Origin of the sequence: Archangium gephyra (assembly GCF_049060025.1) — a bacterium.
GTDB lineage: Bacteria > Myxococcota > Myxococcia > Myxococcales > Myxococcaceae > Archangium > Archangium gephyra_A.
Genome location: NZ_JBMEQQ010000002.1, coordinates 6,227,867 through 6,240,023, shown reverse-complemented (window position 1 = coordinate 6,240,023; position 12,157 = coordinate 6,227,867). Strand labels below are relative to the sequence as shown.

The window sequence follows — 12,157 nt, the reverse complement described above, 5'->3', positions numbered from 1 at the left end:
TCCACCATGTTCCGTACTGAGGACCTCGAGGCCCGGACCGAGGAGCTGATCCGGGCCGGCCGCCTCTTCTTCGAGCGCGGCTGGGTGCCCGCCACCGCGGGCAACTTCTCGGCGCGCCTGGATGAGCGCCACCTCGTCATCACCGCGTCCGGCCGTCACAAGGGCGAGCTGGACGCGGAGGGCTTCCTGGCGATGGGGCTGGAGGGCGAGGTGCTCTCCCCGGGCCGCAAGCCCTCGGCGGAGACGGCGCTGCACCTGCAGCTCTACCGGCGCGAGGCGTCCATCGGCTCGGTGCTGCACACGCACTCGCGCACGGCCACGCTGCTGTCGAAGCTGAGTCCCGGGGGCGTGGTGCTCGAGGGCTACGAGGTGCTCAAGGCGCTGCCCGGCGTGGAGACGCACGAGGTGAGCCTGACGGTGCCCGTCTTCCCCAATGACCAGGACATCCCCCGGCTGGCGGGGCGCGTGGAGGCGTACATGCGCGAGCACCCCGGCCTGCAGGGCTACCTCATCGAGGGCCATGGCCTGTACACGTGGGGACGCACGGTGGCGGATGCCCGGCGGCACATCGAGGCGTTCGAGTTCCTGTTCGAGTGTGAGTTGGAGTTGAGGAGACTGAAGCGATGAGCGAGCTGAAGGTGTTCGACGAGGGAGATGCGTCCCGCGCGCGGGTTCACACCCGGGACTTCGAGGCGATCCGGCGCGAGCTGGGCGCGGTGGGCATCCGCTTCGAGCGCTGGGAGGCGCGCCAGCCGCTGAAGCCCGGGGCGAGCCAGGCGGAGATTCTGGAGGCCTACCAGGACTCGGTGGAGCGGCTGAAGCAGGAGCGGGGCTTCAAGACGGCGGACGTGCTGAGCATGGTGCCGGATCACCCGGACAAGGCGGCGCTGCGCAACAAGTTCCTCGAGGAGCACACGCACAGCGAGGACGAGGTGCGCTTCTTCGTGGAGGGCCAGGGCCTCTTCACCATCCACAAGGCGGGCCGCGTCTTCAACGTGCTGTGCGAGAAGGGGGATCTCATCGGCGTGCCGGATGGGACGCCGCACTGGTTCGACATGGGGCCCCAGCCGCGCTTCACGGCCATCCGCCTCTTCACCCACACCGAGGGATGGGTGGCCCACCACACGGGCAGCGACATCGCCTCGCGCTTCCCCCGGTTCGAGTAACGCCATGGTCCAGGCCATCGTCACCGACATCGAGGGCACCACCTCCAGCCTGTCCTTCGTGAAGGAGGTGCTCTTCCCGTACTCGGCGCGCGAGCTGCCCGGCTTCGTGCGCGCGCACGGGCAGCGGCCCGAGGTGCGCCGGTTGTTGGACGAGGCCCGTCAGATGGCCGGTGGGGCGCTGGATGACGAGCAGTTGGTGGCCACGCTGCTGCGGTGGATTGAGGAAGACCGCAAGCTGGGGGCGCTCAAGGGTTTGCAGGGGCTGCTGTGGGAGGCGGGCTACCATCAGGGCGACTTCCAGGGCCACGTCTACGAGGACGTGCCGCGCCGGCTGCGCGAGTGGAAGGAGCGGGGGCTGCGCCTGTATGTCTATTCCTCGGGCTCGGTGCATGCGCAGACGCTGCTCTTCGGCCACACGCGCTTCGGCGACCTGACGCCCCTCTTCAACGGGTACTTCGACACGGCCGTGGGGGGCAAGCGGGAGGCTGCTTCCTACGCGGCCATCGTGGAGGAACTGGGGCTGCCCGCGGCGCAGGTGCTCTTCCTCTCGGATGTGCGGGAGGAGCTGGATGCGGCCGCCGCGGCGGGCCTGCGCACCGCGTGCCTGGTCCGGGGCGAGGGCCCCCAGGTGGACCCGGGCCCCCACCCGGTGGCCCGGAGCTTCGACGACGTGCACCCGTAGGGCACGCACTCCGGCTCACCTGGCGCTGGGGAAGTGCACCAACACTCGCTGGTCACGCTCGCGCTGGTAACCCACGGTGAGCACTTCCTCACCCACCTGCACGGTGGCGCCATTCGGAGGACGCGGGTGATTCCTCAACCATGCTTCCGCCTCATCGCGTGTGGCGAAGGAGCAGAGGGGAGGCAGCGGCTCATCGAGGTGGGTCAGGAACCGCGCGAAATCCCGCGCGCAGCCTGCTTCGTGGATGAAGTGAAGGGCCAGTGCGGCGGAGTGGAGTCCTTCCAGATCCTCCGGTGAGGAACCGAGCACGGCCTGCGCTTTGTCGAGCGCGAGCCAGAGCTGCTCTTTCTTCTCCACGCCGTCTGGTCTTCTCAAGTCTTCGACAGAGGGGAGCCGCAACAGAAGGGGTTGGCCACTCGCGCGGGCATAGCCGAGGGCGCAGCGCTCCCCCGCGACATGCACGATGCCTGTGGGAGGAGGCGCGAAGTGGGTCTTCAACCAGGCGTCGAACTCCTCCCGGTTTGAGAAGGCGCCGAGGTCCGGAAGGGCGGTGCCGCGGAAGGCGGCGAGGTAGTCCTCGAAATTGTGCCGATGACCATCGAGCAGAAAGTAGGAGACGTTCAAGGCTGGCAGCAGGGCTTCAACGACCACGGGTGAGGCACCGAGGTGCTCCTGGGCCTTGCGGATGGCTCCCACCATCCTGTCCACATCGAGACTCATTGCCAGCCTCCCGCACACAGTGGTGCCTCTGCGCTGTCGGCCAACTTGTGGAGCTCCCCGGGCTGCGGGCTAGGGACCGGCCGGATCATGCTGCTACCGCAGGAAAGCAGAAGGGTAGCTTGCGCCAGCCAGACAAGGCTCGAGCACCGAGGAGAAGGACCCATGCGAGATGAACGTCATCGCTGATACCCCTAGGGGGCGCAAGCCCCATCTGGTTTCCCGCGCAGCGATAGCCCCGCTTCCGCGCGCGCCCGGTTGAGCAAGTCCTGCTCCTCCGCCGTGGCATCGCGGGCGAGCCTCACGCTCGAGCCCTTCTCCGGGTTGAAGGCACTCCCAGGCTCTTCAGGAATGGACTTCCCGGCGGGGGCCGCCCCTGCTCCTCCACGGGAAGGTGAAGGCGAACGCCACCCCGGCTAGACCCACCAGGATGTAGATGAGCTGGCTGAGGCTGCTCGCCTCCTCTGGCCGCGCGTCACCTCCGAAGAGGGCCGCCACCAGGTTCCACTCGAACAGACCGATGAGCCCCCAGGTGATGGCGCCGACGATGACCAGCACGGCCAGCAGTTTGTTGAAGGTACCCACTCCCAGCGACGTTCTCGCGTCCATGGCTCGTCCTTTCCAGAATCGGTCCGCCTTGGATGGAGAGCTCTGGCCGGGAATGTCTCGCCGGTGGCGGGGCCTCCCGCGGGCCCGCTCGGCTGGCCGCCTTCCGCCTCAGCCCGGCGCGAGGGGCAGCTCCACGCGGAAGGTGGAGCCCACGCCCAGTTGGCTGCTCACGCTGATGTGGCCGCCCATGCTCTCGATGATCTCCCGGGCAATCCACAGCCCCAGGCCGAAGCCGCCGTAGTGGCGCTCGGAGACGGCGCGCTCGAAGCGGCCGAAGACGCGCTCCAGGTGCTCGGGGGCGATGCCGAGCCCCGCGTCACTCACGGCCAGCCGGGCGCTACCGTCCGCCGCTTCCACCGTGAGGCCGATGGGCTTGCCCTGTCCGTACTTCACCGCGTTGGAGATGAGGTTGGTCACCACCTGCTCCAGCCGCAGCCGGTCCCACCTGCCGGTCACCGGGGCCGGGGCCTCCACGGTGAGGCGCGAGCCCGTGCGCGCCAGCTCCTGCTCGAAGCGCTCCGCCACCTCGCGCACCAGGACGGCCAGGTCCACCGGCTCCGGCCGCAGCACCAGCCGGCCCGCTCCCATCCGCGACACGTCCAGCAAGTCGTTCACCATGTGCATCTGCCGCTTCACCTGCCGGTCCGCCACCTCGAGGCTCCGGCGCAGGCGCTCCGGGGCAATCCCCTCGGGGTGGCGCGCGAGCGTCCTCAGCAGCTCCTGCACGTGCAACTGGATGGCGGTGATGGGCGTGCGCAGCTCGTGGCTGGCGATGGAGAGGAATTCCTCGCGCAGGCGGATGGAGTCCCGGGCCTCGCGATAGAGGCGGGCGTTGTCGATGGCCAGGGCGGCGTGCCGGGCCAGCTCCTGCGCGAGCGCCAGGTGCTGCGCGTCATAGCTGTGCCGCGAGGAAACGAAGGACAGCGCCCCGATGGGCTGGCCGCGCACCAGCAGCGGCACGCACAGGTAGGCGCGCGCGGCCTGCTCGCACGGCAGCAGGACGTCCCCGGCTGGCACGGGAGGGGGGGCGCCACGGTCCGCGCACAGCTCCGGCCTCCCCGAGGTGATGACGCGCGAGACGGCGGACTCCCCCGGTGCCAGCGGCCCCAGCTCGCGGGGCAGCTCCCTCTGCTCTCCGGCCCGGGCCGTGGCCACGCAGCTCACCGCGCCGTCCTCGCCGAGCAGGTACACGTAGCAGCCGTCCGCGTACGTGGGCACGGCGAGGTTCGCCACGCGCTCCAGCGTCACCTCGTGCTCCAGCGAGCTGGCCAGCACGGTGCCGGCCTCCGCGAGGAAGCGCATGGCCTCCTCAGCGCGCTTGCGCTCGGTCATGTCCGCCACCACCGAGAGGCACAGCCGCTGGCCGCCGGCCGCCTGCAGCGCGGTGGCCCACATGGACACGTCGATGGGGGTGCCGTCGCGGCGGTGCCGGCGCGTCTCCTGGCCGAGGATGGACTCGCCCCGGGCGATGCGCGCCAGGTTGTCGCGCAGCTCCTCCAGCTTTTCCGCGGGCACCACGGGGGTGAAGCGGCCGAGCACCTCCTCGGCCTTCCAGCCGAAGATGCGCTCGGCGGCGGGGTTCCACAGGCGCACCGTGCCATCCAGCTCCAGCAGGGTGATGGCGGTGGGCGTGGACTGGATGATGGCCTGGAGGGTGTGGTGGGCGTCGTGCAGCGCCTCGCGGGCCGTGCGCTCCTGGGCGCACAGCCGGGCGTGCTCGAGGGCCTGGGCGGCGTAGTGGGCCAGCAGCGTGAGGAAGACGCGCTCGTCGTCGTCGAAGTGGTGCACCCCGGGGAAGCCGAAGATGAGCACGCCCAGGGCGCGCCCATCCACCTGCAGGGGCAGGCAGGCCGTGGCCAGCGGGCGCGTGGACGGGGCCAGCGTGCGCATCCGCTGCTCCGTTTCGGGGTAGCGGCGGACGAGCTCCTCGTGTGACTCGAGCAACACCGGCTGGCCCCGCTGGAGGGCGTCATCCAGGGGCGTGCCATGTCCCAGCGGCAGGGTGGCCACCCGCCCGGTCACCTCCGGTGGCAGTCCCACGCTGCGCAGCAGCCGGGCCTGGGAGCCGGCGTCGTCCACCAGCCACAGGGCCGCGAGCTGGGCGCCGATGGCGGCCACGCCCTGGTCGATGACCACCTCCGCCACGCGGGGGGCGGTGAGCACCTGGGCGAGGGCGGCGTTGAGCGTCTGCAGGCGGGCGGTGCGCGCGGCGACGCGCTCGGCGCGGGTGCGGGCCTGCTGCGCGGCCTCGTAGAGACAGGCCCGCTCCAGGGCCTGGGCGCTCTGCCGTGCCAGGTCCAGCAGCAGGCCGCGCTCGTCGGCGCTGAAGGGCCTGGGCGCGTCGAAGCCGAAGGCGATGGCCCCCAGGGTGCGCCCGCGGGCCCGCAGCGGCAGGGCGGCCGCGGCCCGCGTCACCTCCGGCTCCAGGATGAGGGACTCCGGGAAGGCACTGCCGAGCGCCTCGCGGGACTCCAGCCACACCGGCTCACCCGTGCGGTACGCCGCGGCCACGGGCAACTGTGTGGTGAGGGGGAAGCGGGGCAGGCGCGCCAGGGTTTCCGGGGCGAGTCCCCGGTGGCTCACCACCTCGAGCTGCTCGGGCGCGTCCGCCAGCGGGAGGACGGCGGCGGCCCGGTTGGCGCCGATGGCGGAGACCATCTCCTCGACGACGACGCGCACCACCTCGGCGGGGGTGAGGGCCTCGCTGAGGGCCACGGTGACGCGCTGCATGCGCTCGAGCCGGGCGGCGGCCACCTCCGCCGCGTGCCGGGCCCGGCGCTCGGACGCGTAGGCGTGGGCCAGGTCCAGGGCCAGCCCCGCGCGGTCTCCCAGCTCCTGCAACAGCAGCCGCTCGGCGGTGTCGAAGGGGGGCTCGTGCGGCTCGCGGTAGACGGAGAGCGTGCCCAGCGTGCGCTGGCGTGCGCGCAGGGGCAGCAGCAGCAGGTGGGCGGTGAGGGGACAGGGCACGGGGGGCAGGTGCCCGGCTGGAATCTGGCGCTGCAGCTCCGCCAGCTCCGCCGCCGTGCAGACCAAGGCGCGGCCGGTGCGCAGCACCCCCGCGTAGGGGTTGTCGCCGGCGCGCCGGGGGCCAAAGACGAGGCGCTCCAGCAGCTCGTGGGGCCACGCGTCCGTGTGGGCCGAGGCCGCCGACTCCAGCCAGCGGCCGTCCGCGGACAGCAGCCGCACGAGGCAGGCCGAGCCCAGCCGGGGCATCACGAGCTGGCACAGGCGCTCGAGGACGGCGGTGGGCTCCAGGCCGGCGTCGGCGAGTTGTTGAGATGCGTCGGCGAGCAGGGCCAGACGCTCGGCGTCCGGCGCTCCCACGTGTGTGCGCGCCTTTGTGGCTCCAGCTCCCACCGGGGTCTCCGACATCCGCTTGAGCTGGCGCATGTGAGCACGAAAACGGGGGCCCCGGAGATTCCATGAGGTTGGCTCCCCCGCGCGCTACCCGGCAAACGATGGATTCCCGACGGATGGAGCCCTTCCCGCGGACCCGTGGCGCTCCCGCGGGAGGCGGGGAAGGGGCGTACAGTGTGCGCCAGCGGTGACTGGGCGTGTCGAGACCAGCCAGGAAGTCCTGGAAGTCCTGAGTTGGAGGGGCCCGGAGGATGTCAAAGGGCTGTTCCCGGGCCGGGGTTGGGCTAGAGGGGCGCTCTATGAGTGCACCGTCCCGCTCCATGCCCGCCGTCCCTGCCGCCCCGGACACGCCCAAGCGTGTCGCCACGCTGGCGCTGGGCGCGTTGGGCATCGTCTATGGAGACATCGGTACCAGCCCGCTGTACGCGCTGCGCGAGTGCTTCAGCGGTCCGCACCGGGTGGAGCCGACGCACGACAACGTGCTGGGGGTGCTGTCGCTCGTCTTCTGGGCGCTCATCATCGTGGTGTCGGTGAAGTACCTCGTCTTCGTGATGAGGGCGGACAACCGGGGCGAGGGCGGGATTCTGGCGCTGATGGCGCTGGCGATGCAGCGCAAGCGGGGCGAGGAGGTGAAGGTGCGCCCGGTGGTGGTGACGCTGGGCGTCTTCGGCGCGGCGCTGCTGTACGGGGACGGGCTGATTACGCCGGCCATCTCCGTGCTGAGCGCGGTGGAGGGCCTGAGCGTGGCCACGCCCTTCTTCGAGCCGTACATCCAGCCGCTGACCATCATCATCCTGGTGGGCCTGTTCATGATTCAGCGCCGCGGGACGGCGGGGATCGGGGCCATCTTCGGGCCCTTCATGATGGTGTGGTTCCTCACGCTGGCGGTGCTGGGCATCAAGGAGATGGTGACCTACCCGGCGGTGCTGTGGGCGGTGTCGCCGCTGCAGGCGGTGCGCTTCTTCCTGAACAACCAGGGGCACGGCTTCCTGGTGCTGGGCGGGGTGTTCCTGGTGGTGACGGGCGGCGAGGCGCTCTACGCGGACATGGGCCACTTCGGCTGGAGGCCCATCCGGTGGGCGTGGTTCGTGCTGGTGCTGCCGGCGCTGATGCTCAACTACATGGGGCAGGGGGCGCTGCTGCTCAGAGACCCCGGCAAGGCGTCCAACCCCTTCTTCTACCTGGCGCCGACGTGGGCGCTCTACCCGCTGGTGGCGCTGGCCACGGGGGCGGCGGTCATCGCCTCGCAGGCGCTCATCTCGGGGGCGTTCTCGCTCACGCAGCAGGCGATCCAACTGGGCTACACGCCGCGCCTGGAGGTGGTGCACACCTCGGCGGAGGAGCGGGGGCAGATCTACCTGCCGGGCATCAACCTGGTGCTGCTGGTGGGCATCATCTTCCTGGTGCTGGGCTTCAAGTCGTCGAGCAATCTGGCGGCGGCGTACGGCATCTCGGTGACGACGACGATGACCATCACCACGGTGCTGGCGTACGTGGTGGCGCGCGAGCGCTGGAACGTGCCGCGGGCGGTGGCGTTGCCGGTGGCGGCGGTGTTCCTGGTGGTGGACCTGTCCTTCTGGGGGTCCAACGTGGTGAAGATCGCCGCGGGCGGTTGGTTCCCGCTGCTGATGGCGCTGGGCGTGTTCACGCTGATGACGACGTGGAAGAAGGGCCGGGACATCCTGGCCAACCGGCTGCGGGGCAACAGCCTGCCGCTGAAGCAGCTCCTGGACAGCTTCGGGGAGCACCCGCCGGTGCGGGTGCCGGGGACGGCCATCTTCATGACGGGCAACCCGGAGGGCACGCCGCCGGCGCTGCTGCACAACCTCAAGCACAACAAGGTGCTGCACGAGCAGGTGATGTTGCTGACCATCGCCTCGGAGGAGGTGCCGCACGTGCCGCCGGAGGACCGGGTGGAGGTCATCAAGCTGGAGGAGGGCTTCGTGCGGGTGATTGCCCGCTACGGCTTCATGGAGAACCCGAGCATCCCGGACATCCTCAAGCGGGGGCGGGAGAAGGGGTTGCAGTTCAACCTGATGGGGACGTCGTTCTTCCTGGGCCGGGAGACGTTGATTCCGAGCAAGAAGCCGGGGATGGCGGTGTGGCGCGAGGCGCTGTTCTCGTGGATGTCGCGCAACGCGCGCAGCGCGACCTCGTTCTTCCGGATTCCGCCCAACCGGGTGGTGGAGCTGGGCGCGCAGGTGGAGCTGTAGTCACCCCGCCTTGCGGACGGACAGGCCGAACATCAGGGGCAGCTCGGGGACGCCCTCGGGCAGCAGGTAGCGGTGGCCGGGGGCCTCGCGCATGCCCTCGAGCATCTTGCAGCCGTTGGCATAGCAGTACTCCTCCAGCCGCTCGAGCTGGAGCCCGTGGCGCAGGAGGGGGTTGATGACGTCGCCGAGCCCCCACTGGAAGCCGTGGCTGGGGTGGGGATTCTTGAAGTCGCGTTCCCCCTCCTCGTAGCCCCAGGGCACGAGGCCCTCGCCGGACAGGGCGACGTAGTCCCCCACGCCGACGGCCTCGGGGATGTGGTGGCCGCCGCCGTAGGGGTAGGTGAGGTGCAGCTTCTCGTTGAACATCCAGAGGACGGGGTGGAACTCGACGAGGACGAAGCGGCCACCGGGCTTGAGGACGCGGGAGATGCCCTCGGCCCAGGGATTCAGGTCGGACAGCCAGCCGATGACGCCGTAGGAGCAGAAGACGAGGTCGAAGCGGGCCGGGGGCGCGGAGGCGAGCCAGTCGTAGACGTCGGAGCGCTCGAAGGTGCCGGGGAGGCCGGAGTGGGCGGAGAGGGCGCGGGCGAAGGTAATGGCCTCGTCGCTGATGTCCACGCCGGTGACGGCGGCGCCGCGGGAGGCGAGGCTGAGGGTGTCCTGCCCGGAGTTGCACTGGAGGTGGAGGAGCGAGCGTCCGCGCAGCTCGCCGAGCAGCTCGAGCTCCTCGGGGAAGAGGGTGGAGCCGCCCTCGCGGAGGAAGCGGGCCTGGTCGCCCTTGTGGCTGTTGTGGGCGCGGGTGGCGGCGTTCCAGGAGAGGCGGTTGGCCTCGTGCAGGTCCTTCTTCAGCATGGGGAGTCTCCGGGCAGAGAGGCGAGATTACCGCCGGGAGACGCGGGAGCGCGCGGCGGACTGACGGCGGGGGTCCCGGATTGCCGGCGCGTGAGAAACGTTCGTCCGTGACAGTGCCACGGCCCCACGGGACGGGGTGGACGTCACTGGTGGACGAATGCCCCGCGGTGTCCGTCAGGGAGCGGACGTCCCGCGTGCGCTCGCTGGACATTGCACCGCGCGCACGCTCCTCGCGCGGGGCACACCGTCACTACTGATTTGCCCAGCGTGGGTGCCGCGTTGCCCACGTTGGGGAATCTTCATGCTCGATACGTGTCCGCCTGCTCGCTCGCTCGGCGTCTTCTCCGGCCTCGGTGTCTCCTTCCTGGCGCTCGTCGGTCTCGTGTCCGGCTGTGGTGGCTACTACGTGGACCGGGATTCGTACTCCCAGGGCGAGCCCGCGCCCGTGGTGGAGCACCAGCGGCCTCCTCCCGGGGTTCCCACCTCCTCCGCGCCGCCTGGGGGTTCCACCTCTTCCGAGCCACCCCCTCCTGGGGTTCCCTCCCGCGGCGGCTTCGTCGTCGTGACGGGCGATGACGCGGATGACATGTGGCACTGCGAGGAGAGCCGCTGCGGCGGCCTCTATCCCTCGCTCTTCCGCGCCGCGCTCTCCCGCTCGCGCTCGGGCGGCAAGGGCATCCTCGCCATCGGCGTCAACGGCGGGCAGGCGCTGGCCACCTTCAACAGTTGGAACAGCCCCACCCACGGTGGCCCCAACGCCCGCGTCACCCACGTGCTCTCGGCCGGGGACATCTCCCGGGTGGACTTCAACCGCTTCGCCTTCGTCTACCTGCCCTCGGCGGAGCGGCACACCCAGGGGGGCCTCTCGGACGCGCAGATCGCCGCGCTCAACGCGCGCCAGCCGGACCTCGCGCGCTTCGTCAACGAGCGGGGCGGCTCGCTCATCGCGCTCACCCAGGCCGAGGTCCCCGGGGGCTGGGGCTTCCTCCCCATGCCGCTGCAGACCCACGACATCCCCTTCGATGTCGCCGAGCCCACTCCGGCCCTCCTCGAGTTCTCGCCCGCCCTCAGCGCCTTCGAGCTCAGCCACAAGTCCTTCCACAACGTCTTCACCGGGCCGAGCGGCTTCTCGGGCCTGCGCGTGCTCGCCTACAACAACGAGGCCTTCAATCCGTACTCGGGCGCGCCGGTGATGCTCGGAGGCTCCGCCGTCATCCTCACCGCCGAGGACTGCGCCGACGGGCGCGACAACGATGGGGATGGCGCGGTGGACGGCCAGGACACGGACTGCCACGTGTGCGGCAACGGCACCGTCGACCCGGGCGAGGCGTGTGACGACGGCAACCAGGCCGGCGGGGACGGCTGCGGCGCCACGTGCCAGAAGGAGAACCGCGCGCCCGAGGCCACCTGCCACGATGTCTCGGTGTGCACCGATGCCGGCGTGTGCGCCGCCAACGTGCCCGCCAGCGTGGCCACCGCCACAGACCTGGATGGGGATGCCATCTCGTGGGACCTGCACCCGCTGGGCCCGTATGCCCCGGGCACGCGCAGCGTCCGTGTCACCGCCTCGGATGGGCAGGCGCAGGCCGCGTGCTGGTCCCGGGTGACGGTGCGCGACTGCGAGGCCCCCGCGCTCGCCTGCCCCGCGGACTTCACCGTGGAGTGCTCCGGCCAGGGCCGCGCCGCCATCTCGCCGCCGCCCGCCACCGCCACGGACAACTGCGGCACCGCCTCCGTGACGCAGCCGGAGGCCCGCACCCTGCCGCTGGGCTCGCACACGCTCGCGTACTCGGCGGTGGATGCGTCCGGCAATACCGCCACCTGCGCTCCCAAGGTGACGGTGGTGGACACGCTCCCGCCCTACGTCGTGTGTCCCGAGCGCATCGTCGCCGAGTGCACCGGCCGCAACTCCGCCTACGTGGTCCCCGGCATGGCCACCGCCATCGACTCCTGCACCGCCGCCCAGGTCTCCGGCCCCATGGCCGACTGGTACCCGCTCGGCTCCAACGTCGTGCGCTACAGCGCCAAGGACACCTCGGGCAACGAGTCCTCGTGCACCTCGGCCATCGAGGTGGTGGACCAGACGCCTCCCACCGTCACCCTGTCTCCGCCCGCGCCCCTCTGGCCCGTCGACCAGCAGTACCGCACCGTCCGCCTCGAGGACTGCATCGTCGTGCACGACCAGTGCAGCGGCGGGCTCACGCAGACCGGGGCCTCGGCCTCCATCTCCTGCGTCTCCTCCGATGAAGCGCGCAGCGGCAGCGAGCCGGACGTTGTCTTCGTGGACGCCACCACCGTGAAGGTCCGCGTGGACCGCGCCGCCACCGGCAATGGCCGCGTGTACTCGCTCCACTTCGAGGTGCGCGACACGGCGGGCAATCTCACCCGCGGCATCTGCCCCGTGGGCGTGCCCCTGGAGCGCGGCGGTGCTCCCGTGATCGACAGTGGCGAGAGCTGGCGCTCCTGCCGCCCCTCGGGTGAGGGCCTTGCCTGGAAGCCCATTCCGGTGGCCGGGTAGAGGGGGCCCGGGGGAGCGTGGCACCCTCACCCCGGGGGCTTCA

General features: G+C 71.0%; 9 protein-coding genes. 5 read left to right on the top strand and 4 right to left on the bottom strand.

Going from position 1 to position 12,157, the window contains the following annotated elements:
- The first annotated feature begins 6 nt into the window (after positions 1–6).
- The 3 genes from ACN28I_RS27030 to mtnC are packed head-to-tail and all read left to right on the top strand — an operon-like array spanning position 7 to position 1,848.
- Positions 7–627, top strand: a complete 621-nt coding sequence (locus ACN28I_RS27030; protein ID WP_420944820.1) for a methylthioribulose 1-phosphate dehydratase — start codon at positions 7–9, stop codon at positions 625–627.
- Entirely contained in the window at positions 624–1,166 is a 543-nt protein-coding gene (locus ACN28I_RS27025; RefSeq protein WP_420944819.1) for a 1,2-dihydroxy-3-keto-5-methylthiopentene dioxygenase, read from the top strand. Before ACN28I_RS27030 ends, ACN28I_RS27025 begins: the two co-directional genes overlap by 4 nt.
- A gap of 4 nt (positions 1,167–1,170) precedes the next feature.
- Positions 1,171–1,848, top strand: coding sequence for an acireductone synthase (gene mtnC / locus ACN28I_RS27020; RefSeq protein WP_420944818.1), 678 nt, complete (start codon positions 1,171–1,173; stop codon positions 1,846–1,848).
- A gap of 15 nt (positions 1,849–1,863) precedes the next feature.
- Here the strand turns inward: mtnC and ACN28I_RS27015 are convergent, their stop codons facing one another.
- From ACN28I_RS27015 to ACN28I_RS27005, 3 genes are all read right to left on the bottom strand, one after another.
- Positions 1,864–2,544, bottom strand: coding sequence for a hypothetical protein (locus ACN28I_RS27015; RefSeq protein WP_420944817.1), 681 nt, complete (start codon positions 2,542–2,544; stop codon positions 1,864–1,866).
- Positions 2,545–2,910: 366 nt separating this feature from the next.
- Positions 2,911–3,174, bottom strand: coding sequence for a DUF378 domain-containing protein (locus tag ACN28I_RS27010; RefSeq protein ID WP_420944816.1), 264 nt, complete (start codon positions 3,172–3,174; stop codon positions 2,911–2,913).
- Between the two features lie 108 nt (positions 3,175–3,282).
- Positions 3,283–6,564: a GAF domain-containing protein gene (locus ACN28I_RS27005; protein WP_420944815.1), complete on the bottom strand. Its 3,282-nt coding sequence runs from the start codon at positions 6,562–6,564 to the stop codon at positions 3,283–3,285.
- Between the two features lie 266 nt (positions 6,565–6,830).
- Here ACN28I_RS27005 and ACN28I_RS27000 point away from each other — a divergent pair, with 266 nt between their 5' ends.
- Entirely contained in the window at positions 6,831–8,744 is a 1,914-nt protein-coding gene (locus ACN28I_RS27000) for a potassium transporter Kup (RefSeq protein WP_420944814.1), read from the top strand.
- Here the strand turns inward: ACN28I_RS27000 and ACN28I_RS26995 are convergent, their stop codons facing one another.
- Complete coding sequence (locus ACN28I_RS26995; RefSeq protein WP_420944813.1) at positions 8,745–9,596, bottom strand: class I SAM-dependent methyltransferase; 852 nt, start codon at positions 9,594–9,596, stop codon at positions 8,745–8,747.
- 301 nt (positions 9,597–9,897) lie between these two features.
- Between ACN28I_RS26995 and ACN28I_RS26990 the strand changes: the two genes are divergently transcribed.
- Positions 9,898–12,114: an HYR domain-containing protein gene (locus ACN28I_RS26990; protein ID WP_420944812.1), complete on the top strand. Its 2,217-nt coding sequence runs from the start codon at positions 9,898–9,900 to the stop codon at positions 12,112–12,114.
- The last annotated feature ends 43 nt before the right edge of the window (positions 12,115–12,157 follow it).

Coding starts and splice junctions, on each gene's coding strand:
- ACN28I_RS27030 (WP_420944820.1), top strand. CDS start 7: ATGTTCCGTACTGAGGACCTCGAGGCCCGGACCGAGGAGCTGATCCGG.
- ACN28I_RS27025 (WP_420944819.1), top strand. CDS start 624: ATGAGCGAGCTGAAGGTGTTCGACGAGGGAGATGCGTCCCGCGCGCGG.
- mtnC (WP_420944818.1), top strand. CDS start 1,171: ATGGTCCAGGCCATCGTCACCGACATCGAGGGCACCACCTCCAGCCTG.
- ACN28I_RS27010 (WP_420944816.1), bottom strand. CDS start 3,174: ATGGACGCGAGAACGTCGCTGGGAGTGGGTACCTTCAACAAACTGCTG.
- ACN28I_RS27005 (WP_420944815.1), bottom strand. CDS start 6,564: ATGCGCCAGCTCAAGCGGATGTCGGAGACCCCGGTGGGAGCTGGAGCC.
- ACN28I_RS27000 (WP_420944814.1), top strand. CDS start 6,831: ATGAGTGCACCGTCCCGCTCCATGCCCGCCGTCCCTGCCGCCCCGGAC.
- ACN28I_RS26995 (WP_420944813.1), bottom strand. CDS start 9,596: ATGCTGAAGAAGGACCTGCACGAGGCCAACCGCCTCTCCTGGAACGCC.
- ACN28I_RS26990 (WP_420944812.1), top strand. CDS start 9,898: ATGCTCGATACGTGTCCGCCTGCTCGCTCGCTCGGCGTCTTCTCCGGC.